Below are 20,669 nucleotides of genomic sequence, written 5' to 3'. Positions count from 1 at the left end.
AAAGACGACCGAAGATAGTCAACGAGCAAGAATATCACGGCTCTGTCAGACAGAATAGCGGCAGCGAAACCGTCCAGGATAATTCCTGGAGTGGCGTCAGGACGTTGCGTCAGGCCTCGCCGACTGCAGTGTGGGACAAAATGTTAACATTTCCAGTAACACGGCGACGTAATCTCGTGCTTCTTTTTTGAGATCAAAAGATTGCGGGGCGAAGAGCCAGTTTTCCATCAGGCCTGAAACCGTGGCGCGCATCATCACCGCCGCCCGGCGCGTAAGCAAATTTTCAGGCAGCATTTTTGAATTAATACAATGTGTTAATGTTTGCTCAATACGATCATAGCTTTCAAGACAGATGTTTCTTTGCGCTTGCTGAACTATAGTCATTTCTCCCACAAATTCACATTTGTGGAATATAATCTCCATCAATAAACGTCGCCGTTCTTCTGTTACGGTAGATTCAAGGAGATGAACGAGAATTTCTCTTAACACTGATAGTGGATCGTCGGGGAATTTTGCCTGATACTCAGTCTCAAGCTCACCAATACTGGATTCTGATAGTTCCCAGATTTCACTAAATAAATCCGACTTGTTTTTGAAATGCCAATAGATTGCACCGCGAGTGACGCCAGCGGCTTTTGCAATCTCCGCCAGCGAGGTGGACGATACCCCTTGCTGTGAGAACAACCGTAGCGCTACATCCAGGATGTGTTGTCGTGTTTCCTGCGCTTGTTGTTTGGTTTTTCGTGCCATATGTCGGTGAATTTACAGGTGTTAGATTTACATACATTTATGGATGTATGTACCATAGCACGACGATAATATAAACGCAGCAATGGGTTTGTGGACTTTTGACCATTGATCAATTTGAAATCGGACACTCGAGGTTTACATATGAACAAAAACAGAGGGTTTACGCCTCTGGCGGTCGTTCTGATGCTCTCAGGCAGCTTAGCGCTTACAGGATGTGACGACAAACAGGCCCAACAAGGGGGCCAGCAGATGCCAGAAGTTGGGGTTGTGACGCTCAAAACCGAACCTCTACAGATCACAACTGAACTCCCGGGTCGCACCAGTGCTTTCCGTATTGCGGAAGTTCGCCCTCAGGTAAGCGGGATTATCCTGAAGCGTAATTTCGAGGAAGGTAGTGATATCGAAGCAGGAGTGTCTCTCTATCAGATTGATCCTGCGACATATCAAGCCACTTATGAAAGCGCGAAAGGCGATCTGGCGAAAGCACAGGCCGCTGCCAGCATCGCTCAGGTAACGGTTAACCGTTATAAGAAACTGCTGGGAACGCAGTACATCAGTCAACAAGATTACGATCAGGCGCTGGCCGATGCGCAACAGGCGAATGCCTCCGTGGTTGCCGCGAAAGCCGCGGTCGAAACGGCGCGCATTAACCTGGCATATACCAAAGTGACCTCTCCGATTAGCGGCCGTATTGGTAAATCCGCCGTGACGGAAGGCGCATTGGTGCAGAACGGTCAGGCGACAGCGCTGGCAACCGTGCAGCAGCTCGATCCTATCTATGTTGACGTGACGCAGTCGAGCAACGACTTCCTGCGTCTGAAACAGGAACTGGCTAACGGAACGCTGAAACAGGAAAACGGCAAGGCGAAAGTCGAGCTGGTGACCAGTGACGGCATCAAATTCCCGCAGACCGGTACGCTTGAGTTTTCAGACGTGACCGTCGATCAGACCACCGGTTCTATCACCATCCGCGCCGTCTTCCCTAACCCGGATCACACCTTACTGCCGGGAATGTTCGTCCGCGCCCGTCTGGAAGAAGGGACCAACCCGACAGCGTTACTGGTACCGCAACAAGGCGTGACCCGTACGCCGCGTGGTGATGCGACAGCGCTGGTTGTGGGGGCTGATGACAAAGTGGAAACCCGTCAAATCGTTGCCAGTCAGGCGATTGGCGATAAATGGGTGGTCACTGACGGACTGAAATCTGGCGATCGCGTCATTATCTCTGGTTTGCAAAAAGTTCGCCCTGGCGTGCAGGTAAAAGCGCAGGAAGTAACATCTGACAATCAACAACAAGCCGCGAACGGTGGCAAGTCAGAGCAAACAAAGTCTTAACTTAAACAGGAGCCGTTAAGACATGGCTAAGTTTTTTATCGATCGCCCTATCTTTGCATGGGTTATCGCCATCATCATCATGCTGGCAGGGGGTCTCGCGATCCTCAAATTGCCGGTGGCGCAGTATCCAACGATTGCGCCACCTGCAATCACGATCTCTGCGAGCTATCCTGGTGCTGATGCGAAAACGGTTCAAGATACCGTGACGCAGGTTATCGAACAAAATATGAACGGTATCGATAACTTGCTCTATATGTCCTCAACCAGTGACTCTTCAGGTACCGTTCAGATTACGATTACCTTTGACTCCGGTACGGATGCGGATATCGCTCAGGTTCAGGTGCAGAACAAGCTGCAACTGGCGATGCCGTTACTTCCGCAAGAAGTACAGCAACAGGGCGTAAGCGTTGAGAAATCCTCCAGTAGCTTCCTGATGGTTATGGGGATGATCAGTACTGACGGCTCTATGACGCAGGAAGATATCGCGGACTATGTTGGTGCCACTGTAAAAGATCCTGTCAGCCGTACCAGCGGCGTGGGTGATGTTCAGTTGTTCGGCGCACAATATGCGATGCGCATTTGGATGGATCCAACCGAGCTAAACAAATACCAGTTAACGCCGGTAGATGTGATTGCGGCAATCAAAGCGCAAAACGCCCAGGTTGCAGCCGGTCAACTCGGTGGCACGCCACCGGTAAAAGGTCAGCAACTTAACGCCTCCATTATTGCTCAGACACGTCTGACCTCGACCGAAGAGTTCGGCAAAATTTTGCTGAAAGTGAATCAGGATGGTTCTCGGGTTCGCCTGAGTGATGTCGCGCGTATTGAACTTGGTGGCGAGAGTTATGATGTCATCGCGAAATACAATGGGCAGCCAGCATCTGGTCTTGGGATCAAACTGGCAACAGGTGCAAATGCGCTGGATACGGCAAACGCAGTCCGCGCGACAATCGCGAAACTGGAACCGTTCTTCCCGCACGGTTTGAAAGTCGTTTACCCTTACGATACAACACCTTTCGTTAAAATCTCGATTAACGAAGTGGTGAAGACGCTGGTTGAAGCTATCGTACTGGTATTTATTGTTATGTACCTGTTCCTGCAAAACTTCCGCGCAACGCTGATTCCGACAATCGCCGTTCCGGTCGTTCTGTTAGGCACATTTGCAATACTCGCGGCATTTGGTTTCTCAATAAATACGTTGACCATGTTTGGTATGGTTCTCGCCATCGGTCTGTTGGTGGATGACGCCATCGTGGTGGTCGAGAACGTCGAGCGTGTCATGTCCGAAGAGGGATTACCGCCTAAAGAAGCCACGCGAAAATCGATGGGCCAGATTCAGGGCGCACTGGTCGGTATCGCGATGGTATTGTCGGCAGTATTTATTCCAATGGCCTTCTTTGGTGGTTCAACCGGTGCCATTTATCGCCAATTCTCTATTACCATCGTTTCGGCAATGGTACTTTCTGTTCTGGTGGCGATGATCCTGACGCCCGCGCTTTGTGCCACCATGCTTAAGCCGGTTGCCAAAGGCGATCATGGAGAAGGCAAGAAAGGCTTCTTCGGCTGGTTTAACCGCATGTTCGATAAGAGCACGCACCACTACACCGACAGCGTAGGCAACATCCTGCGCAGCACCGGTCGTTACCTGCTGCTGTATCTGATCATCGTGGTCGGCATGGCGTTCCTGTTCGTCCGTCTGCCAAGTTCCTTCCTGCCGGATGAAGACCAGGGGGTATTCCTGACCATGGCGCAGCTTCCGGCTGGCGCTACACAGGAGCGTACGCAAAAAGTCCTTGATGAAGTCACGGACTATTATCTGAAGGATGAAAAAGCAAACGTCAATTCGGTGTTTACCGTAAACGGCTTTGGATTCTCAGGTCGTGGTCAAAACACCGGTCTTGCTTTTATTTCTCTCAAAAATTGGGAAGATCGTCCTGGTGAAGAAAACAAAGTGCCCGCTATTGCAGGACGTGCAAGTGCGCACTTTGCCTCCATTAAAGATGCAATGGTGTTTGCCTTTAACTTGCCAGCAATTGTGGAACTGGGGACCGCTACAGGTTTTGACTTCCAGTTAATTGACCAGGCTAACCTGGGGCATGACAAACTCACGCAGGCACGTAACCAGTTGTTTGGCGAGATTGCAAAACATCCCGATCTGTTAGTCGGTGTTCGCCCTAACGGTCTGGAAGATACCCCGCAGTTCAAGATTGATATCGACCAGGAAAAAGCACAGGCTCTGGGCGTTTCCATTAGCGATATTAATACCACGCTGGGTGCCGCATGGGGCGGAAGCTACGTGAATGACTTTATCGACCGTGGTCGTGTGAAGAAAGTTTACGTGATGTCCGAAGCGAAATACCGCATGCTGCCGGACGATATTGGTAACTGGTATGTGCGCGGCAGTGATGGTCAGATGGTGCCGTTCTCTGCATTTTCATCATCTCGTTGGGAGTACGGTTCACCGCGTCTGGAACGCTATAACGGTCTGCCGTCGATGGAGATCTTAGGTCAGGCGGCGCCCGGCAAGAGTACCGGTGAAGCGATGGCAATGATGGAAGAGTTGGCCAGTAAGCTGCCATCCGGCATCGGCTATGACTGGACGGGGATGTCCTATCAGGAACGCCTCTCCGGTAACCAAGCTCCGGCCCTGTATGCCATCTCGCTGATCGTCGTCTTCCTGTGTCTGGCGGCGCTGTATGAGAGCTGGTCAATCCCGTTCTCCGTTATGCTGGTGGTGCCGCTGGGGGTTATTGGTGCGCTGTTGGCCGCAACCTTCCGTGGGTTAACTAACGACGTATACTTCCAGGTGGGCCTGCTCACAACCATTGGGTTGTCGGCGAAGAACGCGATATTGATCGTCGAATTCGCCAAAGATCTGATGGATAAAGAGGGCAAGGGACTGGTAGAGGCAACACTGGAAGCGGTACGTATGCGTTTACGTCCGATCCTGATGACCTCTCTGGCGTTCATTCTGGGCGTTATGCCGCTGGTTATCAGCTCGGGTGCCGGTTCCGGCGCGCAGAACGCCGTAGGTACTGGCGTAATGGGCGGGATGGTCACCGCGACGGTTCTGGCTATCTTCTTCGTTCCGGTCTTCTTTGTGGTGGTACGCCGCCGCTTCAGCCGGAAAAGTGAAGATATTGAGCACAGCCATTCTGTAGAACATCACTGATACCCATCAGATAAAAGGCCGCGCAAGCGGCCTTTTTTTTCGAATGAAATCAGCAAAAGGACTTATTGATACGTTGTAGACTTTTGGTTGCGCATAATAAAGGTTATAATCCACAAGAGGATGAAGGCTATTTTTGGCCGTTTGGCTTAGGGTTATTCCCGGCTTAATAACTCATTATTAAGACAATTCCTAGGGATAAGTCTGTTTCTGATTTCGCGCCCTGGGTGAGTGAGGAGGATGGAAAGCGAAGATAATCTGATGAATTGCAAAATAATCACGTAATTATCTCATTCCGGGATGGGTTGGCGACATGCTATAATGGGAAAAATGCACAAATCTTCACTTTCTCTCGTATTACGCCAATTGTAATTTTTCGTAATATAACGATGAAATCTTTTTTAGAGTAGATTATAGTTAAATCATCAGGCGTCGAAGGCAAGTTCCAGGTCAGTTTAGTTGTACCCATCCCGAAAGGTGTTCGGTTAGTTCAAGCCACTAAGAAGGGGATGCGTTATGGATGAATACTCACCCAAAAGACATGATATAGCGCAGCTTAAATTTCTTTGTGAAGCGCTTTATCACGACTGTCTTGCAAACCTTGAAGAAAGCAATCATGGCTGGGTTAACGACCCAACCTCGGCAATCAACCTTCAACTTAACGAACTGATAGAGCATATTGCAACCTTCGCACTTAATTATAAAATTAAGTATAATGAGGACAATAAGCTGATTGAGCAGATTGATGAATATCTGGACGACACATTTATGTTGTTCAGCAGTTATGGCATTAATGCGCAGGATCTGCAGAAATGGCGGAAATCCGGTAATCGCTTGTTCCGCTGCTTTGTGAATGCCACCAGGGCTAATCCTGTTAGTTTGTCTTGTTAAAAATTATTACAATCATAGGTAAGATTTATGTCCGATAAACCATTAACTAAAACTGATTATTTGATGCGTTTGCGACGCTGTCAGACAATTGACACGCTTGAGCGCGTGATTGAGAAAAATAAATATGAATTATCTGACAATGAACTGGCTGTATTTTACTCAGCTGCCGATCACCGTCTCGCAGAATTGACGATGAATAAGCTTTACGACAAGATCCCCTCCTCCGTCTGGAAATTCATTCGCTAATTTGATTACTGTCACATCAGGAAATACGAATGTTTTCCTGGGGAACATTTTTCATATTCGCAGTAACAATAGAATGACTATTGTGACTTTTGTCACAATAAAAGTCAGGGAACGTTCCCTGATTATCGCTGACCCTCTACTGTATTGCCTCACCGGTGAACAGTCAGAGAGCGCAGGATGAGTGACGAGAAACAAAAAATGATAGCGGGTGAGCGGTATCGCCCGGCAGATGAAACCCTGCGCCATGACAGGTTGCAGGCGCGTCGATTCGTTCACCGCTACAATCTCACCGCCCCGGATGAAAAGGCCGAACGCCTGGCAATCCTCCACGACCTGTTGGGCCAGTGTGACCGGCCTTACATTGAGCCGTCATTTCGCTGTGACTACGGTTACAACATCTTTCTGGGTAAAGACTTTTACGCCAATTTCGACTGCGTCATGCTCGACGTCTGCCCGATTTATATTGGTGATAACTGTATGCTGGCTCCCGGCGTCCATATCTATACCGCCACGCATCCGCTGGATGCGACAGAACGCAATAGTGGGCTGGAATTCGGCAAGCCCGTCACAATTGGCAATAATGTCTGGATTGGTGGGCGTGCGGTCATTAATCCCGGCGTCAGCATTGGTGACAACGTGGTCGTCGCCTCCGGCGCAGTGGTGACCAAAAACGTACCGGCGAACGTGGTGGTGGGTGGTAACCCGGCGCGGATTATTAAAACACTGTAAAAGAAATTGTAACTGTTATGCTAAATTGTGGTTAATCTGTTACTTTCTTCACGCTAATCGCCCATTTAAAATAGGGCGTTCCCCTGTAAGTAGCGAAAATCACGAAGGCAAAAAATGACAGAAATACAACGCCTGCTCACTGAAACCATCGACGATCTGAACGTTCGTGAGAAGCGCGATAATAAGCCCCGCTTTAGCATCAGCTTTATTCGCAAGCATCCTGGTTTGTTTATTGGGATGTACGTTGCCTGGTTTGCCACGCTGGCGGTGATGCTGCAATCAGAAACGCTGGTCGACTCAGTCTGGCTGCTGGTCGTGCTGTTTGTCGTCCTCAACGGCTTTTTCTTTTTTGATGTCGCCCCGCGCTATCGCTATGAAGATATCGACGTACTGGATTTCAGAGTGTGTTACAACGGCGAGTGGTACAACACCCGGTTTGTGCCATCAGCGCTGATTAGCACCATCCTTCACTCCCCGCGCGTCGATGATGAACGCAAAGCACAATTACAGAAGATGTTGACGCGAAAAGGCGAACTGTCGTTTTACGATATCTTCACCCTTGCCCGCGCAGACGTCGCGCCATAACCCGTTCGCATTGCCGGATAGTCATTTGCCCCTATCCGGCGCGCTCCTTTCGTTAACGCCGTTTTTTTCTTCCCTGTACCGCTTTAAAACGCGGATTGCTTTTACAAATCACATATAAACGCCCTTTGCGCTTAACTATCTGACAGTCCGGATGGCGCTGCTTTGCGCTACGTAATGAATTCAAGACCTGCATGTTATCCTCATCAGCTCAATAATATGTTATAATATAACATTACTTTATCGCTGAACGCGCCGCAGTTCAATCCTTTCTGTCATCATGCTGCTTCTTTCGTAGTGAAAACGGTAGAAATCCACGCTTCCATCAAAAATTTTGCAGATTAACGACATCATTTACAGGGCTTTTTTCGCGATCGGATATACTTTCTCTACAATGCGTTATTAAGGATATCTGCGTGAGAACACGACATCTGGTCAGTCTGGTGACAGGAGTGCTTATCCTCTCCGTATTGGTTCCGGTTGGACTGAGTATTTGGCTTGCTCACCGCCAGGTCGAAAAGAAATTCATCGAAGAGTTGGATACCTACTCAGCCCGCGTCTCTGAACGTACTGAACGCGTGGTGACTCAGGCCAAGCAAGCATTGCAGCAGATTAATGCCGTGAAGAGCGTGCCGTGTTCGCGTGAGCACTTGCTGGCCATGCGGCGAATATCCTTCAGCTATCGCTATGTCCAGGAAGTGCTGTATCTGCAAAACAACATACCGTTCTGCTCATCCCTGGAACAGGAAAGCTATGCCACGGCCTTTCCTCCCCCCATGAAAGTCACCAACGACGGCTACCGCGCCTGGTTTACCGCGCATAACGACTTGGGGATCGAGCGCTATATGGCAGCATTAGGCTATGACGACTACATTGTGATGATTGATCCCGCATCCTTTATCGACGTAGTGCCTTTTGGCGCCTGGCAGATCGACGTTGCGATTATCGGCGTAAAACACAATACCGTCATTGCCAGCAGCAGCGCGCTTGCACCGAATATCCTGCAATTTACCCAGGAAACCACGCCTCGCCATCTGGAAAGTCATGGCATTATTTATGAGATTCGGCCCTTCCCGGAAATGGGCATTACCATCGTCAGTTGGGCGTCCACCCTTCCGCTGCAGAAAATCTGGTACCGGCAGGCGCTGATCTGGGTTCCCGCCGGTATTCTGATCGGTCTGCTGGCTGCCGCCTTTATTCTGCGCATTCTGCGCCGTCTCCAGTCGCCGCGTCACCGGTTGCAGGACGCTATCAACAACCGGGACATTAAGGTTCACTACCAGCCCATCATTTCGTTATCGACCGGGAAAATAGTCGGTGGCGAAGCGCTGGCGCGCTGGCCGCAAACCGACGGCAGCTATTTGTCACCCGACATTTTCATTGTCCTGGCCGAACAGACCGGTCTTACCGAACAACTCACCCGCTTAATTATCGAGACGGTGTTCGAGGATATGGGGGAATGGCTGAAGCAACATCCCGATCAGCATATTTCCATTAATATTGAGGCGGCGGATCTCACCTCTGAAAAACTCCCGACGCTACTTAGTAAACTGCTTAACCGGTATCAGCTTGCCCCTTCACAAATCGCTCTGGAACTGACGGAGCGGGGATTTGCCGATCCGAAAACCAGCTCGCCCATCGTTGCCCGCTATCGCAAGGCGGGGCATGCCATCTATATTGATGATTTTGGCACCGGCTATTCCAGCCTTAGCTATTTGCAGAATCTGGACGTGGACATTCTGAAAATCGACAAATCGTTTGTCGATGCGCTGGAGTATAAAAACGTGACGCCGCATATCATCGAAATGGCCAAGACGCTGAAGCTGAAAATGGTAGCGGAAGGGATTGAAACGGCCAATCAGGAAGACTGGCTGCGCCAGCACGGTGTCCATTACGGACAGGGTTGGTTGTACAGCAAAGCGCTGCCCAAAGAAGCGTTTATTCTGTGGGCGGAAAAACGCTTATAGCGCAGAGATGGCTGGCGGCACGCCGCACAGCCAGTCACGCTAATCGTCGATAATGGGTGAGAATCCGCCGTAAATCATGCGTTTACCATCAAACGGCATCGACTCACCGAACGCTTTCATGCGCGGATCGGACATCATCTTCTGATTCGCCGCATCCCGCACTTCCTTCGACGGGTATTCAATCCAGCTGAATACCACTTCTTCGTGATCCCCGGCTTTCACCGCCATGCGAAAATCGGTGAGTTTGCCATCTGGCACATCATCGGCCCAGCATTCCACAATGCGGAGCGCACCAAATTCCTTGAACAACGGTGCTGCTTTTGCCGCCATCGCCTTATACGCCTCCTTGTTTTCGGCAGGTACGGCAAGGACAAAACCATCCACGTACTTCATGAGATAAACCTCCGAAGTTCACTGCGCGACAAGCCATTCCAGCCGCGTCAGTCGTGAATAAGTGTAGTCGCCCTCTCCTTACTATGCCGTCTGAATCCGCGCCCGGGGTTTGTAGCGAAACCACGGCAGACAGAGTTGGATCAACGGCCCAATCGCCAGCGCATACAGCACGGTTCCGACGCCAAGCGTGCCGCCAAGCAGCCAACCGCTTAATAAAATAGAGACTTCAATCGCCGTACGGATGGTACGCACCGACCATCCCGTGCGGGCGTGAATGCCGGTCATCAGGCCGTCTCTTGGCCCGGCACCAAAGCCCGCGCCAATGTACATACTCGTCGCCAGCGCGTTCACCACTACGGCGGCCACCAGCATGAGGCTGCGCACGAGGAGGGAGGAAAAATCCGGCATCACCGCCAGCGCGGCATCGGCTGCGAGCCCAATCACAATCACATTGCTGAGGGTGCCCAGCCCAGGGCGTTGACGCAGGGGGATCCACAGCAAAAGTACCAGCGCCCCGACAATAATCATCACCATGCCAATCTTCATCGACAACAGATTTGCCAGCCCGAGATGGAACACGTTCCACGGATCGGCACCTAAATCCGCGCGCACAAACATCGCGGTTGATACTCCATACAGAGCCAGCCCAAAGTAAAGTTGAACCAGACGACGCCCCATTTTCACCTCCCCGTTCAGATAACATTCATCTTCTCTATAATTGGCATTATGATTAATGACCAGTTTTGAAAAAGTGGACTGCAATGTCATCACGTCGTTATGGAAGTCAATCTCTCCAGCGTCTGCTCGGACACTGGCAGGACAGCGCATCAAGAACCCCGCTCTGGCGGCAACTGGCAGAAGCGCTGCGTCTGCTGATCCTGGACGGACGTCTGGCACTCGACAGTCGTTTACCCGGAGAACGTGAACTGGCTGCGGTGCTCGACGTCAGCCGGACCACCGTGGCCAGCGCGTTGGCGCAACTGCGGGAAGAGGGATATCTGGAGAGTCGGCACGGTAGTGGATCGCGCGTGATTCTGCCGGGTCATATCCGCGAAGTCCCCACGCGCACCGGAACCACGATGGCGCTGGATCTCTCCACCGCCGCCCTCAGCGCGGGGCCCGAAATCCATCAGGCTTATCAGCAGGCGCTGGTTGCAATGCCGCCGCATTTGCTGACGTCGGGCTATCAGCCGCAGGGATTACCCTGCCTGCGTGAATCGCTCGCCCGTCATTACTGCGCGCGAGGCCTTCCGACAACGGCGGATGAAATCATGGTGGTTAACGGCGCGGTCAGCGGCCTGGCGCTGATCCTGCGCTTACTGACCGGCCCCGGCGATCGCGTGGTAGTCGATCACCCGACGTACCCGCTGGCGATTGCCGCCATTCAGGGAGCCTCCTGTCGACCGGTGGGCGTCTCCTTACCCGCAGAGGGGTGGGATACGGATGGACTGGCCGCGACGATCGCCCAGACGTCACCGAGAATGGCCTATCTGATGCCGGATTTTCATAATCCCACCGGGCGCTGTATGGATGATGAGACGCGACAAATCATCGCGGATATCGCTGCCCGTACGCGGACGACGCTGGTGATCGACGAAACGATGGTGAATCTTTGGTACGACGCCCCGCCGCCTCCGCCTTTGGCGGCGTATCGTCGCGATGCCCCTGTGATCATGCTGGGTTCGGCAGGCAAGAGCTTCTGGGGAGGATTGCGTCTGGGCTGGGTGCGTGCGACATCACGCACCATCGCCGCGCTGGTGCAGACGCGGGATACGGTCGATTTAGGCTCGCCGGTCATCGAACAACTTGCCACCACGTGGTTGCTGGATAATGCCGATTTATTTTTGCCGCAGCGCAGACAACAGTTAGCCACACAGCGCGCGCTCTGCGATACCTTGATGCGCACACACTTTCCCGAGTGGCGCTATCAGCAACCGCAGGGCGGATTATCGTTTTGGGTGGAATTACCGGATACGCTGGCGACGCTTTTCGCCACGCGGGCGGAAAGCGTCGGGATTCAACTGGGTACGGGCACGCGCTTTGGGCTCGCGGGTGCGTTTGATCGTTTCTTACGCATGCCGTTTGCCTTGCCGGAAGCCCCTCTGCGCGCGGCGTTTAACACCCTGGAACCGCTCTGGGAAACACTGCGTCTGCAGTCCAGTAACGGTAAGGTGCGTAAGATTATTTAATGCTGGCGGGGAACCGGAAAACCTTTAAGGGAAATAATAAAATTATCACCCTCTTTCTTTATTTTGGCACCGGCATCGCACCAGTCTGAGGCAATGCGGAAAAATTCATCGCTGCCGACGTTCCAGCTCAGGCAAACATGCTTAACATAACCCGAGCGGAGCAATTCACAGGCTTCGCCATAGTTACTGGCGATGGAGAGCGTTTGCTGTTTCATTTTTTCTTCTTCAGTAGTCTGCGCAATGCTTTGATTTCTTTAGGATTCAGCGGCTCAACAAACGACTCTTCCGTGTGTTGGCTATCGATATCGCCAGCCGAGATTCCCGCCTCTGCCGCAACGTCGAAGGCAATCAGCAGCAGTTTTTCTGTCGTGATGCTTAAATTCTCATTATTCACTTCAGCGTAATGACGAAGTTTTTCTTTTAACGTCTCATCAATTTTGACATTCAGTACTGCAGTAGCCATCGTAAAAATCCTTATGGACAGGCAAAACACGGCTCCGGCGACGGATCGCCACGGCGTGATAAAAGAATTGAGCGCCAGGATTTAACATCCCAAAAACACTCTGCCAGCATTTGATGACAAAAAAATGACAAAACCATGACAACAACAAGAAGAGAAACGAAGATGTGATGCCGGACGGCAGAATTGGGTGGGGGCCCTGCCAGCTACATCCCGGCACACGCGTCATCTGCCTTGGCTGCTTCCTTCCGGACCTGACCTGGTAAACAGAGTAGCGTTGCGGGAGAACCAACAGAGCCCCCATTGAGAGCGTTGTTAACCAACGCGCAGGCGCATTATCACTGCTGCCCCCTGTAATTGCAAGCCATCGGCGGTCAGATGCTGGTTTCTTGCGCAATGGAACTTCCCGCGCCCGCCATTCCAGATTATGCTGAAGGATTCCCGCAGGAAGAGACCATGGACAGACAAGACACTTTCCCGCAGCGCGTCTGGCAAATTGTTGCCTCCATTCCCGAAGGCTGCGTCACCACTTATGGCGACGTCGCGATGCTCGCCGGCTCTCCGCGCGCGGCCAGACAGGTTGGCGGCGTACTCAAACGTTTACCCGAAGGCAGCACTCTGCCCTGGCATCGGGTGGTAAATCGGCACGGTACGATTTCATTAACCGGTCCCGATCTCCAGCGACAACGGCAGGCATTACTGGCGGAAGGCATCGTGGTATCCGGAAGCGGGCAGATCGATTTGCAGCGGTATCGCTGGAATTATTGACCCTCTCCGGGTGGAGAGGGTCAAGCGGGCCTTAGTACTGCGTCGGGGCAGGCACCGCAGAGGACGGGTTCACCTGCGTCGGCGAGGTTGAAGGCACCGTGGTCGCTGCCCCACCGCTTGCCTGAACAGGCACTGCCGTCTGCTGGACCGGCACCAGGGTCAGATCGGCTTTCGTGCCGCCCTGGTTGATGACCGGCTGAACGGTATCGGTAATAAACACCAGTTTGTCATTCACCGTAATCGCCGCACTCAGCAGAATACGAGCGTTCGGCTGCACGTCAGCCGGGTTAAACGGCAAGACGAAGCTGAATGGTGCCTGTTTCCCTTCGGTACGCACCGCTTTCTGAGACAAAACTTTCGACGGTGCATCGGCCAGCGACGCATCCGACAGGGTCACGGTCAGTACGGCGTCTGGCGGCAACGCCACTTTCTGACGGATCCATACGGTACCCGAGACATTAGGTTGCGCAATAGCAGGCTGTGCGGCCGTGGCTGAAGTGTTTGGGTTCGGCGCGGGCGTCTGGATATCCGCGCTTTTATCCGCGCAGGCGGCCAGAGCAACTGCTACCGCTAAACCACTTACCATGTGCATGAGCTTCATTAAATTCTCCTTATCATCTCTGCACCAGCGGGTTTTCCTCCCGCCGGAAGAGTGGTTAACAAAAACGTAACGTAGCTAAGTGTGGCACACATCACTTATTTTTGCCTGGAATTGGTCCGTTTTTCAGACTATTGCACCCATCGGACCACTTTCAAAATTGCGTTATACTCTGCCTATCTCGCTTCGGCGTCGTTGTTACCTGGAGAGCATGTATGAGTCAGGCACTGAAAAATTTGCTGACGTTATTGAATCTGGAAAAAATTGAGGAAGGACTCTTTCGGGGCCAAAGTGAAGACTTAGGGTTGCGTCAGGTATTTGGCGGACAGGTCGTCGGTCAGGCGCTGTATGCAGCGAAAGAAACGGTAGCAGAAGAACGCCTGGTTCACTCGTTTCACAGCTATTTTTTACGCCCCGGCGACAGCCAGCAACCCATTATTTACGATGTGGAAGTTCTGCGCGACGGCAACAGTTTCAGCGCCCGTCGCGTTGCCGCCATCCAGAACGGGAAACCCATCTTTTACATGACCGCCTCGTTCCAGGCGCCGGAACCCGGTTTCGAACATCAGAAAACCATGCCGCACGCCCCCGCGCCGGAAGGGTTAACGTCAGAAACCGATATTGCCCGGACAGTAGCGCACCTGTTGCCGCCGATTTTAAAGGATAAATTTCTCGGCGATCGCCCGCTGGAAGTGCGCCCCGTTGAGTTTCATAACCCGTTGAAAGGTCATGTGGCAGAACCCACCCGCCAGGTGTGGATCCGCGCGAACGGTGCGTTGCCCAACGACATTCGCGTCCATCAGTATCTGTTGGGTTACGCCTCCGATCTCAATTTCCTGCCTGTTGCCCTGCAACCTCACGGCATTGGCTTCCTGGAGAAAGGGATCCAGATTGCCACGATCGACCACTCCATGTGGTTCCACCGCCCGTTTGATTTGAACGAATGGCTGCTGTACAGCGTGGAAAGCACGTCAGCCTCCAGCGCGCGGGGATTTGTTCGCGGCGAATTCTACACGCAGGACGGTAAACTGGTGGCGTCGACCGTTCAGGAAGGGGTGATGCGCAATCACAACTAAGAAAAAGCCGGATGGCGTGAGCTTCGCATCCGGCGTATTCGATGGTTGCCCGGCGAACCTCACCGGGCATTTTTCTGTTATGCGTTGTAGGCATTCTCGCCGTGACTGTTCACATCCAGCCCTTCGCGCTCTTGCTCTTCCGGTACGCGCAGACCTACCGTCAAATCCGCTAGCTTGTAGCCGACGAAGGCCACAACGCCAGACCAGACGATGGTGATGGCGATGCTCTCAAGCTGCACCAGCAGCTGGTGCCCCATCGTCACCCCTTCAGCGAAGCCCACGCCGCCCAGCGCGCTTGAGGCAAAGACCCCGGTCAGAATACAGCCGACAATCCCGCAGACGCCGTGAACGCCGAACACATCGCACGGGTCATCAACACGCAGCAGACGTTTGAGCATGGTTACGCCCCACAGTCCGGCCACTCCCGCTACCACGCCTATGATTAACGCGCCGCCGACGCCAATGTAGCCACAGGCAGGCGTGACGCCAACCAGGCCAGCAATCGCCCCCGAGCACGCGCCCAGCAGAGACGGTTTACCGCGCAGCGCCCACTCGCCGAAGATCCAGCCGAGAATCGCAGCGGCCGTCGCCACAACGGTGTTCACAAAGGCCAGCGCAGCAATCTCGTTCGCCGTCCCTGCGGAACCGGCGTTAAAGCCGAACCAGCCAATATAGAGGATCGCCGTACCGGTAAAGACCATCGGCAGGTTATGCGGTTTGAACGCCTCTTTGCCAAAGCCCACACGTTTGCCAATCAGGTAGGCACCGACCAGGCCCGCAATCGCGGCGTTGATATGCACCACCGTACCGCCCGCAAAGTCCAGCGCACCGTGCGACCCCAGCAGGCCGCCGCCCCACACCATATGGGCAATCGGAATGTAGGAAAGCGTCAGCCAGACCACCACGAAGATAAGGACGGCGGAGAAACGGATACGTTCTGCCAGCGAACCGACGATCAGGCCGACGGTAATGCAGGCAAACGATCCCTGGAAAGCAACGTGAATATACTGGTAGATACTGCCCATCACGGCGGTCAGCTCAATGTTTTTCAACATCACCCAGTTGAAGTTACCGAAGAAGCTGTTCCCTTCACCGAACGCCAGTGAATAGCCGAACACCACCCACATGATGCACACCAGCGCAAAGGTGACGGTAACCTGCGTCAGCATCGACAGGACGTTCTTGCCGCGGATCAACCCGCCGTAGAACAGGGCGATACCCGGTATGGTCATAAACAGCACCAGCGCGGTACAAATCATCATAAAGGCGTTATCGGCTTTATCCGCCACTGCCGGAGCAGCCATCGCGAGACCTGGCAGCAGCGCCAGCGAAGCAAGGCCCGTTTTCATCGTTGCTATCTTCATTTTGTCGTTTCCCGTTACTGTGTGCCAGGCTTTACAGCGCCGCTTCGTCAGCTTCGCCGGTGCGAATACGAATGACGCGTTGCAGCTCCGCGACGAAAATTTTGCCGTCGCCAATTTTTCCGGTATAGGCCGCCTTGCTGATGACATCGATAACCTCATCCAGTTGGTCGTCGGCAATGGCCACATCAATCTTCACTTTCGGCAGGAAGTTGACGCTGTACTCTGCACCCCGATATAACTCGGCATGACCCTTCTGACGTCCGAACCCTTTTACTTCGGTGACGGTCAGCCCTTGAATACCAATAGAAGAGAGCGCTTCGCGAACGTCTTCCAGTTTGAACGGTTTGATTACCACGGTAACCAGCTTCATAGATCCCCTCCAGTCAGAATTCGGCATGTGGTGCGACTACACGACAGAGGTATTGCAAGGGGTATGCCAGAATTGAAAAAACGGAGCCAGTGTCTGTTCTACAGGCCGTCTGGCGGGCGATTCAGAAAGGAAAACACAGCGGGAAAAGAAAAACGCACCATGACAGTGCATGATGCGTTACATTTTTGCACCACCGCCGAAGTGACCCGGCAGCGGCGGTGCATCAGACGGGAAGCGACTCCTCACGTACGCTGGCCGCCAGCTCTTCACCGGCAAGCTGGAGCTGATACATCTGCCAGTAGCGCCCCTGCGCCGCAAGCAGTTGCTGATGGGTACCGCGTTCAACGGCCTGCCCACGATGAAGCACCAGAATGGTGTCTGCCTCCACAATCGTCGACAGTCGGTGCGCAATCACCACCAGCGTGGTGTGCTCGCGCACGGCGGCCAGCGCATGCTGAATAGCCTGCTCGGTACCTGAATCGATGCTGGCGGTCGCTTCGTCGAGGATCAGGATCTGCGGCGTTGCCACCAGTACCCGCGCCAACGCCAGCAATTGTTTCTGTCCGACAGAGAGCGTGTTCCCCTGCTCACCAAGCTGCGTATGAATACCTTCACTCATTCCGCGCGCCAGTTCCGCCAGTTGCACCGTCTCCAGCGCCTGCCACACCTGCTCTTCGGAGATATCTCGCCCCAGCGTCACATTTGCCAGGAAGGAATCCGCCATCACCACCGGATCCTGCTGCACCATCGCGACACTCTGACGCAGCACGCTGTGACTCAGCGAACGTAATGGACGCCCGTCAAGGCGAATTTCCCCCTGACTCAGCGGGTAATAGCCCATCAGCAGACTGGCGAGAGTGCTTTTACCGCTGCCGGTATGCCCCACCAGCGCGACAAAACTGCGAGACGGCACAGAGAGGCTGACATTTTGCAGCACCAGATTATCGTCGCGATAGGCAAACGACACATCCTCGACGTCAATCTGCCCGGACGCCAGCGGACGCGAGTCCTGCCCGTAACGCTGGCGCGGCCCGTCCATCAGTTCAAACACACGCTCCCCTGCCACCACCGCCTGTTGCAGCATCGACTGCTGAGTGGTCAGTTCGATCAGCGGTTCATTCAGGCGCCCCAGATAACTGATAAAGGCGTAGAGCACACCGACCTCAATCGTCCCTGCCGAGGTAAAACTGAACAGCATCAGCAGACCACAGAGAATGAGCGCGGAAAACAGGCTCAGCAGAGGCCGCAATAAAAAACCATCTAAACGCAGCGTCTGCATACGCGCCAGATAATGCGAGCGGCTGGCTTCGCCCATGCGTTCACCAAAGCGCGCCTGCTGGCGAAACTGCTGGATCACGCTCATACCGTTAATGACTTCGTTGAAACCGTCGTTGATGTCGGCGAGATAAGCCCGCATGCGGCGGACAATCGGCGTGCTGTAACGCTGATAGATAATCATCACCACCATCACCGCCGGAAAGATAAGGATCGCCACCAGCGCCATGCGCCAGTCGAGACTGAACATCGCCACCAGCATCGCGCCAATCAGCGCGGCGCTGCGCAGAACCGTCGCCACCACCGTGACATACAGATCGCGAATCACTTCGGTATCATTCGTGACGCGCGAAATAAGCTGCCCGACCGGCTGAATGTCAAATTCACTCAACGGCTGGCGCAGCGCGGCATCCATCACGTCGGTACGCAATTGCTGCACCACCCCGACCGCCGCGCGGTTAAACAGCAGCGACTGAGCATAGTGCAGACTGGCGGCGAGAACCTGTAGCCCGAGATAGGCGGCAATCAGCCCGGCAACCATCCCCAGCGGCAGGTTATTTTTCGCCACCATGTTGTCGATAAAGTAACTGATCAGCAGTGGACCGCTGACTTCCGCGGCCGCCGCGACCCACAGCATAATCACCGCAACGCCTAACGGTTTTCGCCATGGAGAACCATAAGCCAGCAGGCGTTTGAGGGTCGGCCATAACTGCCCAAAACTACGCATTTGCCGCCTCCTCGTCATTTTCCGGCGCATCATCAAGCGCCGCTTCCAGTTGCTGATAACGGTACATATCGCGATACCAGCCCGTCTGCTGCACCAGCGCTTCGTGATTGCCGCGCTGAGCGATATGCCCATGCTGCATCACGATGATTTCGCTCGCTTCGGTCAGCGCCGAGAGGCGGTGCGCGCTGATGATCACCGTTCGCCCTTCTCCCCACTGACGCAGATTGTGCAGGATCTGGTGCTCCGTTCGCCCGTCCACCGCCGACAGCGCGTCATCCAGGAGCAGAATTTCGGCATTCAACAGCAGCGCCCGCGCAATAGAGATACGCTGTTTCTGCCCGCCGGAGAGCATCACGCCGCGCTCGCCGACTTCGGTGTCGTAACCCTGCGGCAGGCGGAGAATATCCTCATGCACGCTGGCTAAACGCGCCACATGTTCAATATCCTGCTGCGTGGCGCTGGGGCAGCCCAGCGCAATGTTGTTGGCCACGGTATCCGAAAACAGGAATGGCGTCTGACTGACCACCGCCAGCCGGCTGCGCCAGCTGTCCAGTTGCAGGCGCGGCAGGGGGATATCATGAAAGCGGATCTCCCCCAGGTTGATATCGAAATGGCGCTGAATCAATGACAACACGGTGCTTTTACCCGCGCCGGTGGGCCCACAGATGCCCAGCATCTGTCCGGGTTCCAGTCGAAAATTAACGTTTTCCAGCGTCGGATGCGTGGTTTGCGGGTAGCTAAATTCCCGGATCGCCACCGCCAGTTCGCCTCGCCCTTCCGGCACCGGTTCGCTACCGTCATTCACCACCGGCGCTTCGGCCAGCATTGCGCGAATACGGCCGTAGGCCGCGCTGCCGCGCTCCACGATGTTAAACATCCACGCTAGCGCCAACATCGGCCAAATCATCAGCCCGAGGTACATCATAAAGCTGGTCAGTTGTCCCAGCGTCAGTGAACCTTGCACCACCATCCAGCTGCCGCCGCCGATAGCCAGCAGGTTCGCCGTGCCGATGGCGATATAAATTGTCGGATCAAAGCGGGCGTCGATACGCGCCACGCGCATGTTTTTCTTCCCGGTATCTTCCGCGTCGGCGGCAAACAGTGCGGACTGTCTGTCTTCCAGACCAAACGCTTTGATCATGCGAATGCTGGTCAGGCTCTCCTGGGTACGGTCGTTGAGGCTGGAGAATGCTGCCTGCGCTAATCTGAAACGGTCGTGCAGACGATCGCCGTAGCGCTTGATCATCAGCGCCATCACCGGCATCGGCAGCAGTGCAAGCAGCGTGAGCTGCCAGCTTATCTGCGTGGACATCACGATCAACACCGCGCAACCCATCACCAGCGAATCCACCAGCGTTAACACCCCTTCCCCCGCGGCAAAGACCACGCGATCGACGTCATTGGTGGCGCGGGCCATTAAATCACCGGTGCGATGGCGCAGGTAAAATTCAGGATGCTGGCGACTGAGCTGGCGGTAATAATCTTCGCGCAACTCCACCGCCAGCTGGTAAGAGGCGCCAAACAGCAGCACGCGCCAGACGTAGCGCAGCAGATAGACCACGACGGCAATCAGGGCGATAGTGCCAATCCACATCATGACCTGTTGCGGGGTAAAGTGTTGCGTGGACACGCCATCCACCACGATACCGACGACTTTCGGCGGAATGAGTTGCAAAATAGCGATGATGATAAGCAAGGCAACCGCCCCGAGGTAGCGACGCCACTCCCGGCGAAAATACCAGCTTAATTGAGCAAATAATCGCACGTAATATGTCCTGAC

The 20,669-nt window shown here is 53.8% G+C and carries 21 protein-coding genes and 1 other RNA gene; 10 read left to right on the top strand and 12 right to left on the bottom strand.

The window, feature by feature from the left end; translation table 11 throughout:
• Window positions 1-96 precede the first annotated feature (96 nt).
• Entirely contained in the window at window positions 97-750 is a 654-nt protein-coding gene (acrR, locus tag F384_RS02085) for a multidrug efflux transporter transcriptional repressor AcrR (RefSeq protein WP_046477036.1), read from the bottom strand.
• 141 nt (window positions 751-891) lie between these two features.
• On the opposite strand from acrR, the gene acrA reads away from it, so the two are divergent.
• The 6 genes from acrA to F384_RS02055 all read left to right on the top strand — a co-directional run bounded on the left by acrA (window position 892) and on the right by F384_RS02055 (window position 7,705).
• On the top strand, window positions 892-2,085 hold the full coding sequence (acrA, locus tag F384_RS02080) for a multidrug efflux RND transporter periplasmic adaptor subunit AcrA (protein ID WP_046477034.1): 1,194 nt from the start codon (window positions 892-894) through the stop codon (window positions 2,083-2,085).
• Between the two features lie 22 nt (window positions 2,086-2,107).
• Window positions 2,108-5,257, top strand: coding sequence for a multidrug efflux RND transporter permease subunit AcrB (gene acrB, locus F384_RS02075; protein ID WP_046477031.1), 3,150 nt, complete (start codon window positions 2,108-2,110; stop codon window positions 5,255-5,257).
• Between the two features lie 513 nt (window positions 5,258-5,770).
• Complete coding sequence (tomB, locus tag F384_RS02070) at window positions 5,771-6,145, top strand: Hha toxicity modulator TomB (protein WP_046477029.1); 375 nt, start codon at window positions 5,771-5,773, stop codon at window positions 6,143-6,145.
• Window positions 6,146-6,172: 27 nt separating this feature from the next.
• A complete protein-coding gene (locus tag F384_RS02065; protein ID WP_001280991.1) occupies window positions 6,173-6,391 on the top strand; it encodes an HHA domain-containing protein in 219 nt (72 codons plus the stop codon).
• A 177-nt stretch (window positions 6,392-6,568) separates the two neighbouring features.
• Window positions 6,569-7,120, top strand: coding sequence for a maltose O-acetyltransferase (gene maa / locus F384_RS02060; protein WP_046476504.1), 552 nt, complete (start codon window positions 6,569-6,571; stop codon window positions 7,118-7,120).
• Window positions 7,121-7,234: 114 nt separating this feature from the next.
• A complete protein-coding gene (locus F384_RS02055; RefSeq protein ID WP_046476502.1) occupies window positions 7,235-7,705 on the top strand; it encodes a YlaC family protein in 471 nt (156 codons plus the stop codon).
• 52 nt (window positions 7,706-7,757) lie between these two features.
• Here the strand turns inward: F384_RS02055 and ykgO are convergent, their stop codons facing one another.
• Window positions 7,758-7,898: a type B 50S ribosomal protein L36 gene (gene ykgO / locus F384_RS28375; protein ID WP_003859006.1), complete on the bottom strand. Its 141-nt coding sequence runs from the start codon at window positions 7,896-7,898 to the stop codon at window positions 7,758-7,760.
• A 220-nt stretch (window positions 7,899-8,118) separates the two neighbouring features.
• Between ykgO and F384_RS02050 the strand changes: the two genes are divergently transcribed.
• A complete protein-coding gene (locus F384_RS02050) occupies window positions 8,119-9,669 on the top strand; it encodes an EAL domain-containing protein (RefSeq protein ID WP_046476499.1) in 1,551 nt (516 codons plus the stop codon).
• Between the two features lie 39 nt (window positions 9,670-9,708).
• Here the strand turns inward: F384_RS02050 and F384_RS02045 are convergent, their stop codons facing one another.
• Window positions 9,709-10,062, bottom strand: coding sequence for a DUF1428 domain-containing protein (locus tag F384_RS02045; protein ID WP_046476496.1), 354 nt, complete (start codon window positions 10,060-10,062; stop codon window positions 9,709-9,711).
• Window positions 10,063-10,143: 81 nt separating this feature from the next.
• Window positions 10,144-10,740 carry a YczE/YyaS/YitT family protein gene (locus tag F384_RS02040; RefSeq protein ID WP_046497614.1) on the bottom strand — a complete coding sequence of 199 codons (597 nt, stop codon included), beginning with the start codon at window positions 10,738-10,740 and terminating at the stop codon, window positions 10,144-10,146.
• A gap of 83 nt (window positions 10,741-10,823) precedes the next feature.
• On the opposite strand from F384_RS02040, the gene F384_RS02035 reads away from it, so the two are divergent.
• The gene (locus tag F384_RS02035; RefSeq protein WP_046476493.1) at window positions 10,824-12,251 is read left to right on the top strand and encodes a PLP-dependent aminotransferase family protein; all 1,428 of its coding nucleotides are present in this window, start codon (window positions 10,824-10,826) and stop codon (window positions 12,249-12,251) included.
• On the opposite strand, the gene F384_RS02030 is transcribed toward F384_RS02035, so the two are convergent.
• The 3 genes from F384_RS02030 to ffs form a co-directional block, all read right to left on the bottom strand.
• Entirely contained in the window at window positions 12,248-12,466 is a 219-nt protein-coding gene (locus F384_RS02030) for a hypothetical protein (RefSeq protein ID WP_042324470.1), read from the bottom strand. The two genes, F384_RS02035 and F384_RS02030, sit on opposite strands and share 4 nt — an antisense overlap.
• Window positions 12,463-12,714 carry a hypothetical protein gene (locus tag F384_RS02025; RefSeq protein ID WP_046476489.1) on the bottom strand — a complete coding sequence of 84 codons (252 nt, stop codon included), beginning with the start codon at window positions 12,712-12,714 and terminating at the stop codon, window positions 12,463-12,465. The genes F384_RS02030 and F384_RS02025 overlap by 4 nt, the downstream gene beginning before the upstream one ends.
• A gap of 194 nt (window positions 12,715-12,908) precedes the next feature.
• Window positions 12,909-13,005, bottom strand: an RNA gene (gene ffs / locus F384_RS28180) — signal recognition particle sRNA small type.
• A gap of 162 nt (window positions 13,006-13,167) precedes the next feature.
• On the opposite strand from ffs, the gene F384_RS02020 reads away from it, so the two are divergent.
• Window positions 13,168-13,479, top strand: coding sequence for an MGMT family protein (locus tag F384_RS02020; protein ID WP_193388311.1), 312 nt, complete (start codon window positions 13,168-13,170; stop codon window positions 13,477-13,479).
• A 31-nt stretch (window positions 13,480-13,510) separates the two neighbouring features.
• Here F384_RS02020 and F384_RS02015 read toward each other — a convergent pair whose 3' ends face one another.
• Window positions 13,511-14,080 carry a YbaY family lipoprotein gene (locus F384_RS02015; RefSeq protein WP_046476487.1) on the bottom strand — a complete coding sequence of 190 codons (570 nt, stop codon included), beginning with the start codon at window positions 14,078-14,080 and terminating at the stop codon, window positions 13,511-13,513.
• A gap of 212 nt (window positions 14,081-14,292) precedes the next feature.
• Between F384_RS02015 and tesB the strand changes: the two genes are divergently transcribed.
• On the top strand, window positions 14,293-15,153 hold the full coding sequence (tesB, locus tag F384_RS02010) for an acyl-CoA thioesterase II (RefSeq protein ID WP_046476485.1): 861 nt from the start codon (window positions 14,293-14,295) through the stop codon (window positions 15,151-15,153).
• 77 nt (window positions 15,154-15,230) lie between these two features.
• Here the strand turns inward: tesB and amtB are convergent, their stop codons facing one another.
• From amtB to F384_RS01990, 4 genes are all read right to left on the bottom strand, one after another.
• The gene (gene amtB, locus F384_RS02005; RefSeq protein ID WP_046476482.1) at window positions 15,231-16,517 is read right to left on the bottom strand and encodes an ammonium transporter AmtB; all 1,287 of its coding nucleotides are present in this window, start codon (window positions 16,515-16,517) and stop codon (window positions 15,231-15,233) included.
• A 31-nt stretch (window positions 16,518-16,548) separates the two neighbouring features.
• Window positions 16,549-16,887, bottom strand: coding sequence for a P-II family nitrogen regulator (gene glnK / locus F384_RS02000; protein WP_002891893.1), 339 nt, complete (start codon window positions 16,885-16,887; stop codon window positions 16,549-16,551).
• Between the two features lie 223 nt (window positions 16,888-17,110).
• Window positions 17,111-18,889 (bottom strand): SmdB family multidrug efflux ABC transporter permease/ATP-binding protein, encoded by a 1,779-nt coding sequence (locus F384_RS01995; RefSeq protein WP_046476421.1) that lies wholly within the window; start codon window positions 18,887-18,889, stop codon window positions 17,111-17,113.
• Window positions 18,882-20,654, bottom strand: a complete 1,773-nt coding sequence (locus F384_RS01990; RefSeq protein WP_046476418.1) for a SmdA family multidrug ABC transporter permease/ATP-binding protein — start codon at window positions 20,652-20,654, stop codon at window positions 18,882-18,884. The genes F384_RS01995 and F384_RS01990 overlap by 8 nt, the downstream gene beginning before the upstream one ends.
• Window positions 20,655-20,669 lie beyond the last annotated feature (15 nt).

This window comes from Citrobacter amalonaticus Y19, from assembly GCF_000981805.1.
In the GTDB taxonomy this organism is placed as follows: Bacteria; Pseudomonadota; Gammaproteobacteria; order Enterobacterales; family Enterobacteriaceae; genus Citrobacter_A; species Citrobacter_A amalonaticus_C.
The sequence above is the reverse complement of the archived record's forward strand: the minus strand, read 5'-3'. Positions and strand labels throughout refer to the sequence as shown.